General features: G+C 74.1%; 16 protein-coding genes, 4 tRNA genes and 1 other RNA gene. 12 read left to right on the top strand and 9 right to left on the bottom strand.

Annotated features, from left to right (window positions below; genetic code table 11):
- Nucleotides 1-11 precede the first annotated feature (11 nt).
- Nucleotides 12-99 (bottom strand) — tRNA-Ser (locus tag M1O15_RS03260).
- Between the two features lie 130 nt (nucleotides 100-229).
- Between M1O15_RS03260 and ffs the strand changes: the two genes are divergently transcribed.
- The 6 genes from ffs to M1O15_RS03290 all read left to right on the top strand — a co-directional run bounded on the left by ffs (nucleotide 230) and on the right by M1O15_RS03290 (nucleotide 9,807).
- Nucleotides 230-326, top strand: an RNA gene (ffs, locus tag M1O15_RS03265) — signal recognition particle sRNA small type.
- Between the two features lie 97 nt (nucleotides 327-423).
- On the top strand, nucleotides 424-2,658 hold the full coding sequence (locus M1O15_RS03270) for a DNA polymerase III subunit gamma and tau (protein WP_248631620.1): 2,235 nt from the start codon (nucleotides 424-426) through the stop codon (nucleotides 2,656-2,658).
- A gap of 111 nt (nucleotides 2,659-2,769) precedes the next feature.
- Nucleotides 2,770-4,020 (top strand): phosphoribosylamine--glycine ligase, encoded by a 1,251-nt coding sequence (gene purD / locus M1O15_RS03275; protein WP_248631621.1) that lies wholly within the window; start codon nucleotides 2,770-2,772, stop codon nucleotides 4,018-4,020.
- Between the two features lie 309 nt (nucleotides 4,021-4,329).
- Complete coding sequence (locus M1O15_RS03280) at nucleotides 4,330-7,074, top strand: hypothetical protein (RefSeq protein ID WP_248631705.1); 2,745 nt, start codon at nucleotides 4,330-4,332, stop codon at nucleotides 7,072-7,074.
- A gap of 274 nt (nucleotides 7,075-7,348) precedes the next feature.
- Entirely contained in the window at nucleotides 7,349-8,812 is a 1,464-nt protein-coding gene (locus tag M1O15_RS03285) for a N,N-dimethylformamidase beta subunit family domain-containing protein (RefSeq protein WP_248631622.1), read from the top strand.
- Nucleotides 8,813-8,907: 95 nt separating this feature from the next.
- The gene (locus tag M1O15_RS03290; protein WP_248631623.1) at nucleotides 8,908-9,807 is read left to right on the top strand and encodes a phosphoribosylaminoimidazolesuccinocarboxamide synthase; all 900 of its coding nucleotides are present in this window, start codon (nucleotides 8,908-8,910) and stop codon (nucleotides 9,805-9,807) included.
- A 154-nt stretch (nucleotides 9,808-9,961) separates the two neighbouring features.
- On the opposite strand, the gene M1O15_RS03295 is transcribed toward M1O15_RS03290, so the two are convergent.
- The 8 genes from M1O15_RS03295 to M1O15_RS03330 form a co-directional block, all read right to left on the bottom strand.
- Nucleotides 9,962-10,034 (bottom strand) — tRNA-Gly (locus M1O15_RS03295).
- Nucleotides 10,035-10,056: 22 nt separating this feature from the next.
- Complete coding sequence (locus M1O15_RS03300) at nucleotides 10,057-10,668, bottom strand: response regulator (protein ID WP_248631624.1); 612 nt, start codon at nucleotides 10,666-10,668, stop codon at nucleotides 10,057-10,059.
- Complete coding sequence (locus tag M1O15_RS03305; protein ID WP_248631625.1) at nucleotides 10,665-11,963, bottom strand: sensor histidine kinase; 1,299 nt, start codon at nucleotides 11,961-11,963, stop codon at nucleotides 10,665-10,667. The genes M1O15_RS03300 and M1O15_RS03305 overlap by 4 nt, the downstream gene beginning before the upstream one ends.
- Nucleotides 11,964-12,023: 60 nt before the next feature.
- Nucleotides 12,024-12,824 (bottom strand): ABC transporter permease, encoded by an 801-nt coding sequence (locus M1O15_RS03310; RefSeq protein WP_248631626.1) that lies wholly within the window; start codon nucleotides 12,822-12,824, stop codon nucleotides 12,024-12,026.
- Nucleotide 12,825: 1 nt separating this feature from the next.
- Nucleotides 12,826-13,809, bottom strand: a complete 984-nt coding sequence (locus M1O15_RS03315) for an ABC transporter ATP-binding protein (protein ID WP_248631627.1) — start codon at nucleotides 13,807-13,809, stop codon at nucleotides 12,826-12,828.
- 140 nt (nucleotides 13,810-13,949) lie between these two features.
- Nucleotides 13,950-14,022 (bottom strand) — tRNA-Gly (locus M1O15_RS03320).
- Nucleotides 14,023-14,101: 79 nt separating this feature from the next.
- Nucleotides 14,102-14,173, bottom strand: a tRNA-Gly gene (locus tag M1O15_RS03325).
- A 129-nt stretch (nucleotides 14,174-14,302) separates the two neighbouring features.
- Complete coding sequence (locus M1O15_RS03330; RefSeq protein WP_248631628.1) at nucleotides 14,303-14,659, bottom strand: histone-like nucleoid-structuring protein Lsr2; 357 nt, start codon at nucleotides 14,657-14,659, stop codon at nucleotides 14,303-14,305.
- Between the two features lie 336 nt (nucleotides 14,660-14,995).
- Here M1O15_RS03330 and purS point away from each other — a divergent pair, with 336 nt between their 5' ends.
- The 6 genes from purS (at nucleotide 14,996) to M1O15_RS03360 (ending at nucleotide 20,975) form a co-directional block, all read left to right on the top strand.
- Complete coding sequence (gene purS / locus M1O15_RS03335; protein ID WP_248631629.1) at nucleotides 14,996-15,241, top strand: phosphoribosylformylglycinamidine synthase subunit PurS; 246 nt, start codon at nucleotides 14,996-14,998, stop codon at nucleotides 15,239-15,241.
- Nucleotides 15,238-15,918, top strand: a complete 681-nt coding sequence (gene purQ / locus M1O15_RS03340; RefSeq protein WP_248631630.1) for a phosphoribosylformylglycinamidine synthase subunit PurQ — start codon at nucleotides 15,238-15,240, stop codon at nucleotides 15,916-15,918. Before purS ends, purQ begins: the two co-directional genes overlap by 4 nt.
- The gene (gene purL, locus M1O15_RS03345) at nucleotides 15,918-18,167 is read left to right on the top strand and encodes a phosphoribosylformylglycinamidine synthase subunit PurL (protein WP_248631631.1); all 2,250 of its coding nucleotides are present in this window, start codon (nucleotides 15,918-15,920) and stop codon (nucleotides 18,165-18,167) included. The genes purQ and purL overlap by 1 nt, the downstream gene beginning before the upstream one ends.
- 110 nt (nucleotides 18,168-18,277) lie before the next feature.
- Nucleotides 18,278-19,159 (top strand): M23 family metallopeptidase, encoded by an 882-nt coding sequence (locus M1O15_RS03350; RefSeq protein WP_248631632.1) that lies wholly within the window; start codon nucleotides 18,278-18,280, stop codon nucleotides 19,157-19,159.
- A gap of 98 nt (nucleotides 19,160-19,257) precedes the next feature.
- Nucleotides 19,258-20,067, top strand: a complete 810-nt coding sequence (locus tag M1O15_RS03355; RefSeq protein WP_248631633.1) for a maleylpyruvate isomerase family mycothiol-dependent enzyme — start codon at nucleotides 19,258-19,260, stop codon at nucleotides 20,065-20,067.
- A 56-nt stretch (nucleotides 20,068-20,123) separates the two neighbouring features.
- Nucleotides 20,124-20,975: an META domain-containing protein gene (locus M1O15_RS03360; RefSeq protein ID WP_248631634.1), complete on the top strand. Its 852-nt coding sequence runs from the start codon at nucleotides 20,124-20,126 to the stop codon at nucleotides 20,973-20,975.
- The last annotated feature ends 109 nt before the right edge of the window (nucleotides 20,976-21,084 follow it).

The raw sequence follows: 21,084 nt of genomic DNA on the forward strand, positions 1-21,084 counted from the left end.
CGGTGAGGCACTGGCGGAGGATACGAGATTCGAACTCGTGAGGGGTTGCCCCCAACACGCTTTCCAAGCGTGCGCCCTAGGCCTCTAGGCGAATCCTCCGCCGGGAACATTACATGACCGAGAGGGGTGCTCGCGAACTCGTTCCCCGCTGGTCACGGGGAGGGGGTCCGCCGGGTGGAGTGGGTGTGGGAGGCGGGTGTGGGCGGGGTCGGGCATCGGGTAGTCTGGGCGCAGCCCCTCACGTGGCGCTATCTGACTGAACTCCCCCAGGGCCGGAAGGCAGCAAGGGTAGGTCGGCTCTGGCGGGTGCGTGGGGGGCCCTTTGCGTTCCGGGCGGGTTTCCGGGGCGTGGACCGGTGGCGGGGCGGTCGGGGGAGGTGCGGGGCCGGTCGGTTGTCGGTGGGGCCCGATATCGTCGTAAGCGTGTCGTCCCTCGCCTTGTACCGCCGCTACCGCCCCGAGACCTTCGCCGAGGTCATCGGGCAGGAGCATGTCACCGACCCCCTGCAGCAGGCCCTGCGCAACAACCGGGTCAACCACGCGTACCTGTTCAGCGGACCGCGGGGGTGCGGGAAGACGACCAGTGCGCGGATCCTCGCGCGCTGCCTGAACTGCGAGCAGGGGCCCACGCCCACGCCGTGCGGTGAGTGCCAGTCCTGCCAGGACCTGGCGCGGAACGGGCCGGGGTCGATCGATGTGATCGAGATCGACGCCGCGTCGCACGGAGGCGTGGACGACGCCCGTGACCTGCGGGAGAAGGCGTTCTTCGGGCCCGCGAGCAGCCGGTACAAGATCTACATCATCGACGAGGCGCACATGGTCACCTCGGCGGGGTTCAACGCCCTGCTGAAGGTGGTCGAGGAGCCGCCGGAGCATCTGAAGTTCATTTTCGCCACGACCGAGCCGGAGAAGGTCATCGGGACGATCCGGTCCCGGACCCACCACTATCCGTTCCGCCTGGTGCCGCCCGGCACCCTGCGGGACTATCTGGGCGAGGTCTGCGGCAAGGAGGAGATCCCGGTCGCGGACGGGGTGCTTCCGCTGGTGGTGCGGGCCGGTGCCGGTTCGGTGCGTGACTCGATGTCGGTGATGGACCAGCTGCTGGCCGGCGCCGCCGAGGACGGTGTGACCTACGCCATGGCCACCGGTCTGCTGGGGTACACCGACCGCTCGCTGCTGGACTCGGTGGTGGACGCCTTCGCCTCCGGGGACGGGGCCGCGGCCTTCGAGGTGGTGGACCGGGTCATCGAGGGCGGGAACGACCCGCGCCGCTTCGTCACCGACCTGCTGGAGCGGCTGCGCGACCTGGTGATCCTCGCCGCGGTGCCGGACGCCGGGGAGAAGGGGCTCATCGACGCCCCCGCCGATGTGGTGGAACGGATGCAGGCACAGGCCTCGGTGTTCGGGGCCGCCGAGCTGAGCCGCGCCGCCGACCTGGTCAACACCGGGCTGACCGAGATGCGCGGCGCCACCTCACCGCGCCTCCAGCTGGAGCTGATCTGCGCCCGGGTGCTGCTGCCGGCCGCGTTCGCCGACGAGCGGTCGCTGCTGGCCCGGCTGGACCGGCTGGAGCGGAGCGGGCCCCCGCCGGCCGCCGTCTTCCAGCAGCCCGGCCCGGGCCCGGCGGTGGGATACGTACCGGGGCCGGAGGCTCATGGGCAGCCGGTGCCGGCATCGGCGCCCGCGCCCCAGGCCCAGCCGCCGCAGGAGACGCCCGCCGCCGATGCCGGGGCGCCGGCCGCGACCCCGGCGCCCGCGCCGGCCAAGCCGGGGGCCTGGCCGTCCGCCGGTGGAGGCCAGGGCGATACGGCGGGCGGCGGCGGTGGGCGTCCTGCCGGTGCCTGGCCGTCCGCGTCCGCGCCGGGGAGCCGGCCGGCCGCCCCGGCGGCGCCTCCGGCCCCGCAGCCGGCCGCGTCGGGCGGGTCGCCGTCGGGTGGGGCCTCCCCGGGGATGGCGCAGGGCGCGGCCCAGGTGCGGAACATGTGGCCGGACGTCCTGGAGGCGGTCAAGGGCCGCCGCCGGTTCACCTGGATCCTGCTCAGCCAGAACGCCCAGGTCGCCGGGTTCGACGGCACCACCCTCCAGCTCGGCTTCCTCAACGCGGGCGCCCGCGACAACTTCGCCAGCAGCGGCAGCGAGGACGTACTGCGCCAGGCGCTCGCCGAGCGGTTCAACGTGCACTGGAAGATCGAGGCGATCGTCGATCCCTCCGGTGGCTCCGCCCCGCCGCCCCCGCCCGGCTCCGGCGGACCGGCCGGTGGCTACGGAGGCGGAGGAGGAGGCGGGTACGGGGGCGGCTCGGGGGCCCGGCCCGGTGGGTACGGCGGGGCTCCGGCGGCGCCCACGGGACCGGCTCCCGGCACCGTCCAGGGGCCGCCGCCCGGCGGTCAGGGGGACGGGGGCCCCGGGCCCGTGTCGCAGCCGCCGCAGGGGAGCGCGGACCCGGCCGGACGGTCCGGTTCCGGGCAGTCGGCGGACCGGTCGTCCGTCGGCACCGGCGCGGAGCGGCCCGCGCCGCCGCCCCGGCCGCCGGTGCGGCCGGAGGACGACGTCCCGGAGGAGGACGACCCCGACCTGGTCGACTCCGCCCTCTCCGGCCACGACCTGATCGTGCGGGAGCTGGGCGCCACGGTGGTGGAGGAGTACACCAACGAGTAGGCCGCGTCGACCGGCACGACGGCGGTACGGAGGAACGTACGAAGGCGGGGCGGGCGTCCGCTCGGTGGCCCGCACAAGGGCGTACTCCGTCCGCGGGCTACCCTGGCTGGCGTGAAGGTCCTTGTCATCGGCGGCGGCGCCCGCGAACACGCCCTGTGCCGCTCCCTCTCCCTCGATCCCGACGTCACCGCTCTGCACTGCGCGCCCGGCAACGCCGGAATCGCGGAGGTCGCCGAGCTCCACCCGGTGGACGCCCTGGACGGCGCCGCCGTGGCCGGGCTGGCCGGCGAACTCGCCGCCGACCTGGTCGTCATCGGTCCGGAGGCCCCGCTGGTCGCGGGGGTCGCCGACGCCGTGCGGGCGGCCGGCATCCCCTGCTTCGGCCCGTCGAAGGAGGCCGCCCGGCTGGAGGGCTCCAAGGCCTTCGCCAAGGACGTGATGGCCGGGGCCGGGGTGCCCACGGCCCGCTCGTACGTCTGCACCACCCCGGAGGAGATCGACACCGCGCTGGACGCCTTCGGCGCCCCGTACGTGGTCAAGGACGACGGCCTCGCCGCCGGCAAGGGCGTCGTGGTGACCGACGACGTCGAGCAGGCCCGGGCGCACGCCCGCTCCTGCGAGCGGGTGGTCATCGAGGAGTTCCTGGACGGGCCCGAGGTCTCCCTCTTCGCCATCACCGACGGCACCACCGTGCTGCCGCTCACCCCGGCCCAGGACTTCAAGCGCGCCCTGGACGGCGACCAGGGCCCCAACACCGGCGGCATGGGCGCGTACTCGCCGCTGCCCTGGGCCGATCCCAAGCTGGTGGACGAGGTGCTGGAGACTGTCCTCCAGCCCACCGTGGACGAGCTGCGCCGCCGCGGCACTCCCTTCTCCGGGCTGCTCTACGCGGGCCTGGCGATCACCTCGCGCGGGGTGCGGGTCATCGAGTTCAACGCCCGCTTCGGCGATCCGGAGACCCAGGTCGTGCTGGCCCGGCTGCGCACCCCGCTGGCCCGGGTGCTGCTGCACGCCGCCGAGGGCACCCTGGACAGCGAGCCGCCGCTGACCTGGCACGACTCCGCCGCCGTGACCGTGGTCATCGCCTCCCACAACTACCCCGGCACCCCGCGCACCGGCGATGCGATCACCGGTCTGGAGGAGGTGGCGGAGCTGGACGCCCCGCACGCCTACGTCCTGCACGCGGGTACCCGGCGGGACGGCGACGCGGTGGTCAGCGCCGGGGGCCGGGTGCTCTCGGTCACCGCCACCGGTGAGGACCTGGCCGAGGCGCGGGACCGCGCCTACGCGGCGGTCGGACGGGTCCGGCTGGACGGCTCGCAGCACCGCACCGACATCGCCCGCACCGCCGCCGGGAGCTGAGCGGCGGCCTGCCGGCCGGAACGCGCCGCGGGAATCGGTCCGAGGACCGGACCCCGCGGCGCGTCTTTCTGTCCACACCTTTGCCCAAAGCCATTCCATCGAGTGATGGCGAAGCCATACGGATGACGCCTGCCGGTGCCCCAACTAGGGTGCCGCGCAGGCGTTCCGGCGCGTTCCGGCACTTGGCCCACCGGCATTGCGATGTCAGTGGCGGGTGCCACAGTGGGGGAGTGACCAGTACCGCCGCGAGGCAGTCCGCCGCAGGGCAGGAGGGGGTGACGCACAGCCGTGTCCGATGCCGCGAAGGGGATGGGTGAGGAGCGGGGCGCGCAGGCCGCCCGTGCTCGGGCGCTGGCCGTGCTGCGGGTGCGCGGGCGCGCGTTGGGCGTGGCCCTGCTGCCGGCGGCCGTCGCCGTGGTCCTGCTGGCCGGCGGGGTGACGGGCCGGCTGACCGGCGCCGGCTGGGACGCCGCGCGCTGGGCGGTCTCGGTGCTGGCGGTGGCCGTGCTGGCGGTCGGCGCGGTGGTGGTCTCGGCGGTGGCCCGGGCCAGGCCGGCGCTCACCCCGACGGTCGACATCCCCGCGGAGTCCGCCCCGGATCTGTACCGGCTGGTCGAGGACCTCGCCGGGCGTCTGGGCGTCCCGGCGCCCTCGGCGATAGCGCTGACCCCGGACTGCGACAGCTGGCTGGAGGACCGTTCCCACCCGGCGCACGCCCGGGCGCGGTCCGGAGCGTCCGCGCGCGGCCGCCGCTCGGAGGCGGCGCCGGTGCTGGTGATCGGCTCGCCGTTCCTGTGGTGGATGAGGGTGGCCGAGCTACGGGCGGTGCTGGCCCCGGTGGTCGCCGGCACCGGCCCCTCGGCCCACCCCGACATAGCCGACGCCCGCCGGTTCATCCGGGGGCTGGACGCGGCGGTCGCCGCGGCGGACCGCCCGGGGTCCGGTGGCGGTGGGGTACGCCGGTGGGGCGCGCGGTTCACCGGCGCGGTGGCCAGGATCCTGCTCCGCTCCTGCCGGGCGCATGCCGCCGAGATGGAGCGGGGGGTCGCGGCCGCCGGTTCGGAGCGGGCCCGTGAGGTGGACTACGGGCTGCGGATCGCCGCCCAGGAGCAGGTCGGCCTCGCGTACGCGGGGTGGGACCGGCTGCTGACCAGGGTGGCGCTGCCCGCCTGGCGGATGGGCCGCTGGCCGTCCCGGCTGGACGCGGGGGTCGTCTCGGCGCTCACCGAGCTGTCCCGGCGCGACCGGCTGGCCGAGGGGTACGCCTCCCGGCTGGGCGAGCGCCCCGCCTGCGACCTGCTGGAGGAGCCCGGTCTGGTGGACGAGGCCACCTCGCTGCTGGCCGCCCGTCTCTTCCACGGCGGCCCCGCCCGGCCCGGGCCCGGCTGGGCGCCGGTCGACTGGCAGGACTATCCGGACGAGGTGGTGGACCGGAAGTGGCGCACCGAGGCGGCCCGGCTGCACCGCGTCCTCGACCGGCTGGGCGTGGAGCGCGGCACCGACGGGACGCTGGCCCGGGTCATGGACCACCTGTCGGCCGGCACCGGCCGGGGCGGCGAGGCCCTGGCGGCCGCGATCACCGCCGAGGTGGCCCGCGAGCGGGTGGAGGTGCGGGCTGGCCTGGCGGCCGAGTCGGCGACGGAGGCGGGTGGACCCGTCGCGTCGGTGGCGGCCGAGGGGGGCTCGTACTCCGCCTCGGCGACGGCCGTGAGTGGACCCGCTGCCCAGGCGGCGGCCCCCGGTGGCCCGTCGGCCGGGTCGGCGGCGGCTGCGGGTGGGCCGTACGCCGGGTCAGCGACGGCTGCGGGTGAGCCCGGCACCCTGGGGCAGGCCGTGAGTGGGCCCGGCACCCCGGGGCAGGTCGCTAGTGGACCCGGCACCCCGGTGGCGGCCGCCGATGGTCCCCTGGGCGGGTCGGCGGCGGCTGCGGGTGAGCCCGCCAGGCCGGCGGCGGCCGCCGATGGTCCTTCCTCCGCCCCGGCCGCGACCCCGGGTGATCCGGTAGCCGGGTCGGCGGCGGCTGCGGCTGCGGGTGGGCCGTACGCCGCCCCCGGGGTGCCCGCGGAGGAGCACGCCGCCCCGACGACGGCGGCCGCGGGCGGGCCCGCCGCCCAGGGGCAAGCCGTGAGTGGACCCATCGCCCCCGCTTCGGCCCCCGGTGGCCCCCTGGGCGGGTCGGCGGCGGCCGCAAACGGCGCGTACTCCGCCCCGGAGGCGCTCGCGGGCGAGCACGCCGCCACGGGGGGGCCGGACGGCACGGCCGCCGACGGCTCCCGCTCGGGGTCGGACCCGACGGCCCGCTCGGAGGGGCCCGTCGCTCCGGGACCGGCCTCGGCGTCCGTCGCCGCACACCACTCCGGACGGTCGGCGTCCGCGGCCGCACAGCACCCTGTACGGCACGCGTCCGCCGCCACCCGGCTCTCCGAGCCACCGGCGACCGCCGCACCCACCGCCGAGCGGCACAGCCCCGGGCGCCTCCACGACACGACCCCCGCCGACCAGACCGACGTCTCCGCCGGGCGCCTCCACGACACCGCCCCCGCCAACAGGACCGACGTCTCCGCCGACCGGACCGACGCCCCCACCGGCCACCCGCCGGCCACGGCCAACCGGCCCTCCAGGGCCGGCTCCGCGACCCCTGCGTCGACCGAGGCGTACTCGGCTGACGCCGACCACCCACCCACCGAGACCGGCCCCGCGCCATCCCACGCGTATCCGACGTCCGGGGCCGACTCCGACCTCGCCCCCGGCCACGACCCCGCCTCCGACCTCCACGGCGATCTCCCGCTCCTCCCCCTGCAACCACCGCGCACCGGGCGGGAGTTGCTCGCGGACCATGTCACCGCGATGGTCTGCTGCGCGGCTGTGGACACGGCCGGGGCCGCGCCGGGGCTGGACTGGCTGGACGGGCCCTCTCTGCTCATCGCCGGGCGGCGCCATCCGGATCTCGCGGCCAGGGTGCTGAGCCTGGTGGAGGACGCCGACCCGGGGCCGCTCCGGGCATGGCTGGCCACCGTCGGCGTACAGGCCGAAAAGCCGGTACGGCTCGGCTGAGCGGGGGAGGGCAGGGGTGGGGTGGAGGTGTCGGCGCTCGTGCCCGACCCCGGGGCGCGCGGGATCCCGGCGGGTCGGAGCTGGGTGGAGGACCGCACCCCGGAGCCCGGGTGCCCGCGCTTCGGTGCCTATCACCCGGCCCCACCCGGCGCCGGATGTGAAGGGAGGATTCCGGTTCCGTCAATCCGCGACAAAGGGTGACGGGGTGCGTGCGTTATGTGATGTGCTGGGGATCGGCAGTGACAGGCACGGGGGACAGCGAGGGAGGGGCGCCATGGGGGCGGAACACATCAGACGCTGGGAGTCGGGAGCCCTCGCCCACGCCGTCACGGACCCGTTCGGGCAGGGGCCGCTGCCCTGGCTGAGGGCCAGCGAGCCGTATCTCGACGACTCCGGCCAGGTGGTGCCCTGGTACGCCGATCCGGACCTCGGCGCCCGGGGCAGGGGCGGCGGGACCAGATCGGCCGACGATGTGCGCCGCCAGATCAAGGGGTTCACCTCCACCGGGGCGGTCGCCCCCGGGGAGGCCGTCGACTTCCACATCACCGTGGACCCGCCCCAGGAGTTCTCCGTGGGCGTCTACCGCATCGGGCACTACGCCGGAGCCGGGGCCGCCAAGGTCACCACCAGCCCCCGGCTGGCCGGCATCGTCCAGCCGGCCCCGCTCGCCGCCGACCGCACCGTCTCCTGCCACCACTGGTGGCTGTCCTGGCGGATGCAGGTCCCCTCGTACTGGTCGGTCGGGGCATACGTCGCCGTGCTCACCACCGCCGACGGCCACCGCTCCCACATCCCCTTCACGGTGCGCGACGAGCGGCCCGCCGATCTGCTGCTGCTCCTGCCGGACGTCACCTGGCAGGCGTACAACCTCTACCCGGAGGACGGCCGGACCGGTGCCAGCCTCTACCACGCCTGGGACGAGGAGGGGCGGCTGCTCGGCGAGGAGGACGCCGCCACCACGGTCTCCTTCGACCGCCCCTACGCGGGCGCCGGACTGCCGCTGCACGTGGGCCATGCCTATGACTTCATCCGCTGGGCCGAGCGGTACGGGTACGACCTGGCGTACGCCGACGCCCGCGATCTGCACGCCGGCCGGGTGGACCCCACCCGGTACCGGGGCCTGGTCTTCCCCGGCCACGACGAATACTGGTCCGTGCCCATGCGCCGCACCACCGAGGCCGCCCGCGACCACGGCACCTCGCTGGTCTTCCTCTCCGCCAACACCATGTACTGGCAGGTCGAGCTGTCCCCGTCCGCCTCCGGGGTGCCGGACCGCCTGCTCACCTGCCGCAAACGCAAGGGCCCCGGCCGGCCGGCGCTCTGGCGCGAGATGGACCGCCCCGAGCAGCAGCTGCTGGGCATCCAGTACGCGGGCCGGGTGCCCGAGCCGCACCCCCTGGTCGTCCGGAACGCCGACCACTGGCTCTGGGAGGCCACCGGAGCGGGCGAGGAGGACGAGCTGCCCGGGCTGGTCGCCGGTGAGGCCGACCGCTACTTCCCGCGCACCGCGCTCCCCGACCACCAGCGGCGCATCCTGCTCGCCCACTCGCCCTACCGGGACGGCGAGGGCGCCCAGCGCCACCAGGAGACCTCCCTGTACCGCGCGCCGTCCGGGGCGCTGGTCTTCGCCTCCGGCACCTTCGCCTGGTCCCCGGCCCTGGACCGCCCCGGCCATGTGGACGAGCGGGTCCAGCGTGCCACCGCCAATCTGCTGGACCGTATCTGCAAGCGCGACTGAACCGGGCGGATCGTCGACGGACGGCGGCCCGGCCGACGGCGGGGGGCGGGGTGCGGGACAATCGGTTCCGTCGTACAGAACTACGCGGAGGCACCGTGTCCGGATTCGTCGAAAAGCCCGAGCCGATCCAGGTCCCCGGCCTGGTTCATCTGCACACCGGCAAGGTGCGCGACCTGTACCGGGACGAGGACGGCGGCCTCGTCATGGTGGCCAGCGACCGGATCTCCGCCTACGACTGGGTGCTGCCCAGCGAGATCCCGGACAAGGGCCGGGTGCTCACCCAGCTGTCGCTGTGGTGGTTCGAACAGCTCGCCGACCTGGCGCCCAACCATGTGGTCTCCACCGAGCTCCCGGACGGCGCCCCCGCCGAGTGGGCCGGGCGCACCCTGGTCTGCCGTTCGCTGGACATGGTCCCGGTGGAGTGCGTGGCCCGCGGCTACCTCACCGGTTCCGGCCTCGCCGAGTACCAGGAGACGCAGACCGTCTGCGGGCTGGCGCTGCCCGAGGGGCTGAGCGACGGCTCCGAGCTGCCCGCGCCGATCTTCACCCCGGCCACCAAGGCGGCCGTCGGCGAGCACGACGAGAACGTCTCGTACGAGGAGGTGGCCCGCCAGGTCGGCGCGGAGACCGCCGCCGAGCTGCGCCAGCTCACCCTCGCGGTCTACAGCCGGGCCCGGGACATCGCCCGCGAGCGGGGGATCATCCTGGCCGACACCAAGTTCGAGTTCGGCTACGACGGCGAGCGGCTGCTGATCGCGGACGAGGTGCTGACCCCGGACTCCTCGCGCTTCTGGCCGGCCGCGAGTTGGGAGCCGGGCCGCCCGCAGCCCTCGTACGACAAGCAGTACGTACGCGACTGGCTGACCTCCCCGGCCTCCGGCTGGGACCGCCGCGGCGAGCAGCCGCCGCCCGCGCTGCCCGCCGAGGTGGTGGAGAGGACCCGCGCCAAGTACGTGGAGGCGTACGAGCTGCTGACCGGCACCCCCTGGGCGTGAGCCGTTCCCGGGTCCCCCGGCCACCGCGGCCGGGGCCCCGGGGTCCCTTGAAAACCCGGGGACCCGGGATCCCTTGAGAACCCGGGGACCCGGGGTCCTGGAAACCGCATACGACGAAGCCCCCGGTCGATCGACCGGGGGCTTCGCTTCACTGAGCGGACGACGAGGCTCGAACTCGCGACCTCAACCTTGGCAAGGTTGCGCTCTACCAACTGAGCTACGTCCGCATGCGCCGTAGCGCGAAAGCCACTATACCCAACCTCGCTCGCGGGCGAGACGCACCGCCGAATGACGGTTCTCCGCACCGATCTTGGTCACCGCCGAGGAGAGGTAGTTGCGCACCGTCCCGGGCGACAGCGAGGCCCGCTCGGCGATCTCCGAGACCGGCGCCCCGTCGGCCGCCAGCTCCAGCACCTCGGCCTCCCGCGCGGTCAGCGGGGAGTCCCCGGCCGAGATCGCGTCGGCCGCCAACTCCGGGTCCACATAGCGGTTTCCGCCGTGCACGGTACGGATGACCTCGGCCAGCCGCTGGGCGCTGACCGTCTTCGGCACAAAACCCCGCACCCCCGCCGCGAGCGCCCGCTTCAGATGCCCGGGCCGCCCATGGCTGGTCACGATCATCGTCCGGCACTCGGGCAGTTCGGCGCGCAGCCATGTGGCCACCTTCACACCGTCGGCGCCCGGCATCTGGAGGTCCAGCACCGCGACGTCCGGCCGGTGCGCCCGCGCCATGGCCAGCGCCTCCGGACCGGACGCGGCCTGGGCGACCACCGCGAGGTCGTCCTCCAGACCGAGCAGCGCGGCCAGCGCGCCGCGGATCAGATGCTCGTCATCGGCCAGCAGTACGCGTACGGGGCTCACGCCGCACCTCCCGCGGCGGCGCCCGTGCCGGCCGCCTCCGTACGCACCTCACCGGGGGAGTCCCCCGGTGAGGCCAGCGGCACCCGGGCGGTGACCCGGAAGCGCCCGCCGTCCACCGGGCCCGCCTCCAGCACCCCGTCCAGCGCGGCCAGCCGCTCGCGCAGCCCGGCCAGCCCGGAGCCGCCCCCCGGCCCCGTACCGCTGTCGGAGACCCCCGGCGCGCCCCCGGCCGTCCCGCCCCCGCCGTCGTCCTCCACCGTCAGCACCGCCCGTCCCTCCTCCGTGCGCAGCTCCACCGCGCAGTGGGTGGCGTCGCCGTGCCGCAGCACGTTGGTCGCCGCCTCGCGGACCACCCAGGCGAGCGCCGACTGCACCGCGGGCGGCAGCTCCGCCGCGGCCGGGTCCCGGACCGAGCAGGCGATCCCGGCCGCCGCCAGCACCCCCCGCGCGCCCTCCAGCTCGGTACGGAGATCGGCCTCCCGGTAGCCGCGCACCACGTCCCGCACCTCCCGCTGCGACTCCTGGGCCAGCTGCTGCACCTCGGTCATCTGCGCGAGGGCCGCCTCGGTCTGCCCGCGCCGGCCCAGCTGCACCGCCAGCTCGCTCTTGAGCGCCAGCACCGACAGATTGCGCCCCATCACATCGTGCAGGTCCCGGCCGAACCGCAGCCGCTCCTCGGCGACCGCCAGCCGGGCCTGGAGCTCGCGGGCCTCGTCCAGCTCCCACACCGCCCGCAGCAGCCAGGCCGAGAACCCGGTCGTGAACGCCATGAACACGCTGACGACGGCACCGCCAGCCGCGATCCGGGCCGCGTCCATGAGCGGAATTCGGCAGGCCAGCGCGGTCAGCAGGAGCACCGCACCGGCGGCGAGCGCCAGCGCCAGCATGGCCCGCACCCGCCGCAGCGCCAGCACCAGACCGCTGACGCAGAAGAAGGCCGCCCCCATCGAGGCCGTGGCGGCCGCCCCCAGGTCCAGGCTTCCGAAGCCGTGCAGCGCCAGCGCGGCCACCCCCAGGGCGGCCGAGGCCGTCCCGTACACCGCCAGCAGGCGGTCCGGGCGCGCCCGCCGGGACAGCTGCCAGTCCAGCCCGCGGGAGAGCACCACGGCGCCCAGCGCGGAGTGGCCGACGACCGCCAGGAACAGCCAGCCGCCGAGCGGCCCCAGCGCGCGACTGAGAATGCCGAGCCCGACGCCCAGGATCTCGACGACCGCGAACATATGGAAGGACCAGCGGGTGTAGAGCTCGACCTTCTGCGGGTTGCTCCGCCCCTGCCACCAGCCTGTCAGCCGCACACCGGCCTCCTTCCGTACCCGTCCCGTCGTCGGCCCGTCGGCCCCGGTCCCGTGTTCCGCTCAGCGCCGCGGCTCCCAGCGGAACCAGCGCCGCGCGGCGTACCCGGACAGGATGGCCCACACCGCGGCGACCACGGCGGCCTCCAGCAGCTCCGAGCCGCCGCCGGTGCCCAGCCAGCCGGTGCGGATCACGGTCGTCACCCCGGTCAGCGGCAGCAGCTCGCACACCTCGGCGACCCCGTCCGGGAACGTCTCCAGCGGCACGAACAGTCCCGAGCCCATCACCGAGACCATGAACAGCGGCAGGGTGGTGATCTGCGCGCTCTCGGTGGTGCGGGTGACCGCCGCCGTCAGCGCGGCCAGCCCGGCCAGCATCACGGTGCCCAGGAGCAGCCCGGCCAGCAGCAGTTCCGGCCGCTGCGGCGCCTTCACATCCAGGAAGAGCGTGCCCGCGAGCACCATCAGCACGCTCTGCGCCAGCGCCGGCGCGGCCGCCGACAGCGCGGTGCCGGTCAGGATCTCCCCGTCGGTCACCTCGCCGGTGCGCAGCCGCTTGAGCACCAGCTCCTCGCGCCGGGCGACATAGGCGGAGGTGAGGTTGAGGTAGACGACGAGCACCAGCATCAGCGCCAGGCCGCCGGTCAGCGCCCCCTCCAGGGCGTTCATGCCCGTCGGGCCGAGGTCCGCCTGGGCGAGGGTGCTGCGCAGGACCAGGACCATCAGCGGCGGCATCAGTACGGCGGTGAACAGCGCGTACCGGTTGCGCACCAGCAGGGTCAGCTCGGAGCGGGCCAGCGCGCCCAGCCGCCGCGCCCTGGTGGACGGGGTCCCGGTCTCCGCCGTCATGTCGGTCGCCGCCATGTCACACCCCCGCCTTCTCGGTGCCGAACGTGTCCGTCGTCTGATCCCTCGGGTCCGTCGCGTCCCGCGCGATGTCGAGGAACGCCTCCTCCAGGGAGGCCGAGCGGGCGTCCAGCCCCTCCAGCCGTACGGCCGACTCCCGCGCCCAGAAGAGGAGTTCGCCCAGGGCCTGCTGAAGGTCGGGGGTACGGATCTCCACCCGCCGGCCGTCCTCGCTCGCCGCCCGCAGGGAGAGCGGCAGCCGTCCGGCGGGTACGCCCTCGGGCAGCGTGAAGCGGATACGGGCCGGCCGGGCGGCGGTCACCTCGGCGGGTGTGCCGGCCGCCACGATCCGGCCGCCGTGCATGATGGCCAGCCGGTCGGCGAGCGACTCCGCCTCCTCCAGGTAGTGCGTGGTCAGCAGCACGGTGGTGCCGCCCTCCCGCAGCCGCCGCACCAGCCGCCAGGTCTCCCGCCGCCCCTCGGCGTCCAGTCCGGTGGTCGGCTCGTCCAGGAAGAGCACCTCGGGCCGGCCGAGCAGCGCCAGGGCCAGGTCGAGCCGGCGCCGCTCGCCGCCGGACAGCTGCTTGACCCGTACCGCGGCCCGGCCGCCGAGACCGGTCAGCTCCAGGGCCTCGCCGACCGGCCGCGCCCCGGTGGTGCAGCCGGCCCACATCCGTACCGTCTCGGCGACCGTCAGATCCGAGGGGAAGCCGCCTTCCTGGAGCATCACGCCGATCCGGGGGCGCACCTCGGCGCGCTGCCGGTACGGGTCGCGGCCGAGCACCCGCACGGTGCCGCCGCTGGGTTCGGCCAGGCCTTCCAGCAGTTCCACGGTGGAGGTCTTGCCGGCGCCGTTGGTGCCGAGCAGCGCGAAGATCTCGCCGTGCTCCACCGCGAGGTCGATCCCCCGCACCGCCTCGAAGCCGCCCCGGGCGCCCGCGTACCGGCGCCGCAGGCCGTCGGCCCGGATCGCGTACTCGTACTCGTACTCGTCGTTGGTCATGGATCCAGGCTTCCGCCCGCGAGGGGCCCCCGGCAGTGCGCGCCATCACCTCTCGCCATGACAGATGTCATGCGCGGCAGCGCTTCAGAGGCCGGACAACGCGAAACCCCCGGTCGCGATGACCGGGGGTTTGCTCACTGAGCGGACGACGAGATTCGAACTCGCGACCCTCACCTTGGCAAGGTGATGCTCTACCAACTGAGCCACGTCCGCGTTGCTCCCGCTCAGCTCTCACTGGGCGGTGCGGGCACCACTGTACCTGATCGATTGAGCTGATCGGTACGCGGTACGGAGCGGGTGACAGGAATTGCACACTGCGCCTCCCCCCTGGAAGGGGGGTGTTCTACTACTGAACTACACCCGCACGCTCCGTGAGGTGGAGGCTTTTTCGGCCTCGCCCCTCGGCGTGATCCAGACTCTAGCCGATCACCCGGGGGGTCGCGCAACTCGGCCGCCGGGCCGCCCGCTGAGCGGGCCTCAGCCCGGGTGGATGTCACCCCGCCGCGTGGAAGGCCTCGTAGATCCGCTTGGGGATGCGGCCCCGGGCCGGCACCTCCAGCTTGTTGGACTGGGCCCAGGCCCGTACCGCCGCCGGGTCGGGGTCGAGGGTGGTGTGCGAGGCCTGGGTGGGGCGGGGGGCCGGGCCGGTGCCGGAGCGGCGTCCGGCTCTGCCACCCGGCCTCGCCCGACCGGCTGCCATGTAGGGCGCCAGGGCCTTGCGCAGTTTCTTCGCATTGGCAGGATTGAGGTCGATCTCGTACGACTTCCCGTCGAGCCCGAACACGACCGTTTCCGCCGCCTCTCCGCCGTCGATGTCGTCGAAGAGCGTGACCACTACGCGCTGTGCCACGGATATCGGTCCTTTCCTGCCGGTACCGCGCCGAAGTGCGGTCTTACCGGATTCACGGTGATCGAGGGGTGATGCCACTTTCCTCTGCATTCCTTTGTACAGCGGAAGGCGTCCCCCGGTGAAGCCCAGCCAATTGCGTCCGCGTGTCCGGCGGCAATGGCCGGGCGCTTTCTTTTCCCGGATTTTCCCGCCGGGGCGATCACCGGGCCGGCCGCGGCGGCGGCGATCTTGCCGGAGGTGCCGCGTTTGGAGGGACCTCCAATCCTCTACCCGCGTAGAAATTGGAGACAGGTACGCTGAGGGAACCGCCCACGCAACACACCACCGGGAGTGCCAGTGGCACGCGTCGTAGTCGACGTCATGCTCAAGCCGGAGATCCTCGACCCGCAGGGACAGGCGGTGCAGCGTGCACTGCCCCGTCTCGGTTTCGACGGGATCGCCGACGTCCGCCAGGGGAAGCGCTTCGAACTGGATGTGGAGGGGCCGGTCGACGAGGCCGCCCTCGCCCGCATCCACGAGATGGCCGAGACCTTCCTTGCCAACACCGTCATCGAGGACTTCGTCGTGAAGGTGGAGTCGTGACCTCGCGTATCGGCGTCGTCACGTTCCCCGGCACCCTGGACGACCGGGACGCGCTGCGGGCCGCCCGGCTCGCGGGCGCCGAGCCGGTACCGCTGTGGCACCGCGACAAGGACCTGCACCAGGTCGACGCGGTGGTGCTGGCGGGTGGCTTCTCCTACGGCGACTACCTCCGCGCCGGTGCCATCTCGCGCTTCTCGCCGGTGATGGAGACCGTCATCGAGCAGGCGAAGGCGGGCCTTCCGGTCCTCGGCATCTGCAACGGCTTCCAGATCCTCACCGAGGCCCATCTGCTGCCCGGGGCGATGCTCCAGAACGACCATCTGCATTTCGTCTGCCGCGAGCAGCGGCTGCGGGTGGAGAACGCCGCGACCGCCTGGACCGCCGACTTCGCGCAGGGCCAGGAGATCTCCATCCCGCTGAAGAACATGGACGGCCGGTACGTCGCCGACGAGCGGACGCTGGACGAGCTGGAGGCCGAGGGCCGGGTGGCGTTTCGCTACCTGGACGGCAACCCCAACGGCTCGCTGCGGGACATCGCCGGCATCACCAACGCCGCGGGCAATGTCGTCGGTCTGATGCCGCACCCCGAGCACGCGGTGGAGCCGCTGATCGGTACCGGCGGCACCGACGGCCTCGGTTTCTTCACCTCGATCCTCAAGAAGTTGGTCAGCGCCTGATGACCCTGGACACCGTCAAGCACGCCGGTGAGACCCCGGACACCGAGCAGCCCTGGTCCGAACTGGGCCTGAAGCAGGACGAGTACGCGCGGATCCGGGAGATCCTCGGCCGCCGGCCCACCGGTGCCGAGCTCGCCATGTACTCGGTGATGTGGTCCGAGCACTGCTCCTACAAGAGCAGCAAGGTCCATCTGAAGCAGTTCGGCGAGAAGGTCCCGGCCAACGACGCCATGCTCGTCGGCATCGGCGAGAACGCCGGCGTGGTGGACGTCGGCCAGGGGTACGCGGTGACCTTCAAGGTCGAGTCGCACAACCACCCCTCCTACATCGAGCCCTACCAGGGTGCGGCCACCGGTGTCGGCGGCATCGTCCGCGACATCCTGGCCATGGGCGCCCGGCCGGTCGCGGTGGTGGACCCGCTGCGCTTCGGCGCCGCCGACCACCCCGACACCAAGCGGGTGCTGCCCGGCGTGGTGGCCGGCATCGGCGGCTACGGCAACTGCCTGGGCCTGCCGAACATCGGCGGCGAGGTCGTCTTCGACTCCTGCTACCAGGGCAACCCGCTGGTCAACGCCGGCTGCATCGGTGTGATGAAGCACGAGGACATCCACCTGGCCAAGGCCTCCGGCCCGGGCAACAAGGTCATCCTCTACGGCGCCCGCACCGGCGGCGACGGCATCGGCGGCGTCTCGGTCCTGGCCTCCGAGACCTTCGATGACACGAAGCCGACGAAGCGCCCGGCGGTCCAGGTCGGCGACCCGTTCCAGGAGAAGCTGCTCATCGAGTGCACCCTGGAGATCTTCGCCGAGAAGCTGGTGGCCGGTATCCAGGACCTCGGCGGCGCCGGGTTGTCCTGCGCCACCAGCGAGCTGGCCTCGGCCGGTACCGGTGGTATGCGGGTGGAGCTGGACACCGTGCCGCTGCGTGATGCCACGCTCTCGCCGGAGGAGATCCTCATGAGCGAGTCGCAGGAGCGGATGTGCGCGATCGTGGAGCCGCAGCACGTGGAGCGCTTCATGGCGATCTGCGAGAAGTGGGATGTGATCGCCACCGTCATCGGTGAGGTGACCGACGGCGAGCGGCTGGAGATCTTCTGGCACGGCGAGCAGATCGTGGACGTGCCCCCGGGCACCGTCGCCCACGAGGGCCCCACCTACCACCGCCCCTACGCCCGCCCCTCTTGGCAGGACGCGCTCCAGGCGGACGACGCGGGCGCGCTGCCCCGCCCGGCGGACGGCGCCGAGCTCAAGGACCAGGTCCTGAGGCTCGTATCGTCGCCCAATCAGGCGTCCAAGGCGTGGATCACCGACCAGTACGACCGCTTCGTGCAGGGCAACACGGTGCTGGCGCAGCCGGAGGACTCCGGCATGATCCGCATCGACGAGGAGACCAACCTCGGCGTCGCCATCGCCACAGACGGCAACGGGCGGTACGCCAAGCTCGACCCGTACACCGGCGCGCAGTTGGCGCTCGCCGAGGCCTACCGGAACGTGGCCGCCTCCGGCGCCAAGCCGCTGGCCATCTCCGACTGCCTCAACTTCGGCTCGCCCGAGGACCCGGCGGTGATGTGGCAGTTCGCCGAGGCCACCCGCGGACTGGCGGACGGCTGCCTGGCCCTGGGCACCCCGGTGACCGGCGGCAATGTCTCGCTCTACAACCAGACCGGTGATACCGCGATCCACCCCACCCCGGTGGTCGCCGTCCTCGGGGTGATCGACGACGTCAACCGCCGCACCCCCATCGCCTTCGCCCAGGAGGGCCAGCTCCTCTACCTCCTGGGCGACACCCGCGAGGAGTTCGGCGGCTCGGCCTGGTCCGAGGTCATCCACGGCCACCTGGGCGGACTGCCGCCCACGGTGGACCTGGACCGCGAAAAGCTCCTCGGCGAGATCCTGATCTCCGCCTCCCGCGACGGCATGATCGACGCCGCGCACGACCTCTCCGACGGCGGCCTGATCCAGGCCATCACCGAGTCCTGCCTGCGCGGCGGCAAGGGCGCCCGACTCATCGTCCCGGACGGCCTGGACGCCTTCACCTTCCTGTTCAGCGAGTCGGCCGGCCGCGCCGTGGTCTCCATCCCCCGCAGCGAAGAACTCCGCTTCACCGACATGTGCGGCGCCCGCGGCCTGCCCGCCACCCGCATCGGCGTAGTGGACGGCCAAGAGCTCGACGTGCAGGGTCAGTTCGCCGTCACCCTGACCGAGCTGCGCACCGCACACGAGGGGACCATCGCCGGTCTGCTCGCCTGACCGCGCGTGCGCACCACCGAGGCCCCCGGCCGGTACGGGACACCGTCCGGCCGGGGGCCTCGCCCTACGCGGCGCGCCCGTGGCGCCGGTCGACCACAGGGGGAAGCGCCATGTCCGCACCAGGCCACCGCACCTCCGGGCTGACCTGGGCCATCCGGCTGCTCTGGGCGCTGTTCCTCGCCCAGGTGGCGGCCTCGCTCCTGGTCGACCGGCTGCCCTACCCGTACGCGCTGGGCTGGCTGCCCGTCGCCCTGGCCGGGCTGCTGGCGGTGGTACGGCTCCGCCGCGACCGCCGCGTCCTGGTCGACCAGGCACCGCCCGCCGTGGAGACCCTGCCGGCGGTCACCGGCACCTGGACGGCGATGAACAGCCCCGCGGACCGGGTGCCCAGCCACCACACGCACCGCTACGCCCAGACCTTCGCCATCGACATCGTGGCCGAGGGCCCGGACGGGCGGCCCCGCCCCGCGTTCGCCTGGTTCTGGCCCCCCGCCCGCCGCAACGAGGCCTTTCCGGCCTTCGGCGCGCCGATCCTCGCGGTGGCCGACGCCACCGTGGTCGCCGCGCGGGACGGTGCCCGTGACCATCTCAGCCGCGGCTCGCTGCCGGGGCTGCTGTACCTGCTGCTGATCGAGTCCCTGGGCCGGACCCTGGGCGGCTTCCCCGCCGTCTTCGGTAACCATGTCGTGCTGGACCTCGGCGGCGGTACGTACGCGGCCTACGCGCATCTGCGCCGGGGCAGCGTCGCCGTCCGGCCCGGCGAGCGGGTCGCGGCCGGGCAGCAGATCGGGCGCTGCGGGAACTCCGGCAACTCCACCGAGCCGCATCTGCACATCCAGCTGATGGACGGCCCGGACGCCCGTACCGCGCACGGCGTCCCCTTCACCTGGCACGGCCTCGGCGTCCCCAAGAACGGCGCGCGCTTCACCGCCCCCGCGCCGGAGCAGCACGGCCGCCCCGGCGCCGGAGAGCAGGCCGACCGTCCCGGTTGAGCCGCCCCGGCGCCGGAGAGCAGACCGACCACCCCGGGTGAGCCGCCTCAGTGCGGGAACCGCACCGTGTGAACCTCCGCCCCCGCTACCCTCGCTCCATGCCGCCCACCGCCCGCAAGCGCACCCGCAGTTACGACCCGGCCCGGATCCGCGCCGCCGTGCTCGCCCAGTTCGACCACGTACGGGCCGCGGTGCTCGGCCTCACTCCGGAGCAGCTGGCGCTGCCCACCCGGCTGGGGGCATGGACGGTGCTGGAGCTGGCGGCGCACATCACCATGGCGGTGCGCTCGGTGACCCGGGGCGTGGCCGCGCCCGCCCCCGCCACCCGGGACCTGGCCCTGCACCAGTGGCCGCTGGCCACCCGCCGGTTCGCGGCCGATGTGGACCATGACACCCGCGAGATCGCCGAGGCCGCCGCGGACGGGCCCGAGGCCTTGGCCGCGCTCTACGAGGAGACCCGGCGGGAGCTGGCCGCGGCCCTGGCGGACACCCCCGGCGAGCGGCTGATCACCACCCGGTTCGGCGGGGTGCGGCTCGACGACTTCCTGGTCACCCGGACCGTCGAACTCACCGTGCACACCGACGACCTGAACACCGCGACCGGGCTGGAGATCCCGTACGACCGCCAGGCGCTCGCCGCCTGCGTCCGGCTGCTGGCCGACACCCTGGCCACCTCCGCCCCCGGCGGCTCGGTCGAGGTGCGGATCCCGCCCTTCGCGGTGGTGCAGTGCGTCGAGGGCCCCCGGCACACCCGCGGCACCCCGCCCAACGTGGTCGAGACCGATCCGCTGACCTGGGTACGGCTCGCCACCGGCCGTACGGAGTGGGGCGCCGCCCTCGCCGAGGCCCGGGTGCACGCCAGCGGCGAGCGCGCCGACCTCTCCGCCCGCCTCCCCCTGCTCGGCTGACCCACGCGGATCCCCGCCCGGTGGAACCGGAACGCGATGGCGTCCGTCACAACGGCATGCGGAACACGACTGCGCAAGCGAAGAAGAAGCACGTCACGGCAGGCGCCGCCGCGGCGCTCGTCCCGCTGCTGGCCCTCACCGCGGCCGCCTGCGGAACCGAGGGCGGCGGTACGGGCAGCGGCTCGGTGCAGCCCGCCCCCGCGCCCAAGGTGGCCGGCGTCCACTGGGCGGTGCAGAGCGTGACGGTGGACGGCAAGAAGAGCGGCCCGCCCGCCGAGGGCGCCCATCTCACCATCGAGAAGGGCCGGGCCTCCGGCTCCCTCGGCTGCAACGGCTTCAGCGCCAAGGCCGAGGTGAAGGGCGACACGGTCACCGTCTCCGAGCGCACCAGCACGGAGAAGGCCTGCCCGGGCCCGGCCTCGGACTTCGAGGCGGCGCTCTCCGACGCGTTCACCGGCAAGCTCACCGCGAAGAGCGAGAAGGGCGGCGCCCTCACCCTCACCGGCGCGGACGGCAAGACCATCCGGCTCGCCGAGCAGCCGGCGACCCCGCTGGAGGGCACCGACTGGACGGTGGAGTCCCTGGTCAAGGGCGAGACCACCGCCTCCCTGCCCAAGGGCACCGAGGCCAAGGCCACCATGGTCTTCGGCAAGGACGGCTCGCTCCGCGGCAACCTGGGCTGCAACAGCTTCTCCACCACGGTGAAGAAGTCCGGCGCCACGCTGGCCTTCGACCGGGTCACCAGCACCCGCAAGCTGTGCGCCGGCCCGGAGATGGAGCTGGAGCGCGCGCTGACCAAGACCCTGGAGGGCGGCAAGGCCACCTACGGGGTCGAGAACCGCACCCTGACCGTCACCGCCGCCGACGGCACCGGCTTCACGGCCCAGGCGGCCGCCGCCGCGAAGTAGCGCGCACCGGGACACGGGGCCGCCGGCCGGTGCGGGCGGGCGGCCCCGACCGGTGCCCCCGGGGACTCGCTACGGGCCTCGGGCGCCGGGTCCACCCGCCCCCTGCGAC

It is taken from the genome of Streptomyces lichenis, from assembly GCF_023218175.1.
GTDB lineage: Bacteria > Actinomycetota > Actinomycetes > Streptomycetales > Streptomycetaceae > Streptomyces > Streptomyces lichenis.

Coding starts and splice junctions, on each gene's coding strand:
- M1O15_RS03280 (WP_248631705.1), top strand. CDS start 4,330: ATGGGTGAGGAGCGGGGCGCGCAGGCCGCCCGTGCTCGGGCGCTGGCC.
- M1O15_RS03285 (WP_248631622.1), top strand. CDS start 7,349: ATGGGGGCGGAACACATCAGACGCTGGGAGTCGGGAGCCCTCGCCCAC.
- M1O15_RS03310 (WP_248631626.1), bottom strand. CDS start 12,824: ATGGCGGCGACCGACATGACGGCGGAGACCGGGACCCCGTCCACCAGG.
- M1O15_RS03315 (WP_248631627.1), bottom strand. CDS start 13,809: ATGACCAACGACGAGTACGAGTACGAGTACGCGATCCGGGCCGACGGC.
- purL (WP_248631631.1), top strand. CDS start 15,918: ATGACCCTGGACACCGTCAAGCACGCCGGTGAGACCCCGGACACCGAG.
- M1O15_RS03350 (WP_248631632.1), top strand. CDS start 18,278: ATGTCCGCACCAGGCCACCGCACCTCCGGGCTGACCTGGGCCATCCGG.
- M1O15_RS03355 (WP_248631633.1), top strand. CDS start 19,258: ATGCCGCCCACCGCCCGCAAGCGCACCCGCAGTTACGACCCGGCCCGG.
- M1O15_RS03360 (WP_248631634.1), top strand. CDS start 20,124: ATGCGGAACACGACTGCGCAAGCGAAGAAGAAGCACGTCACGGCAGGC.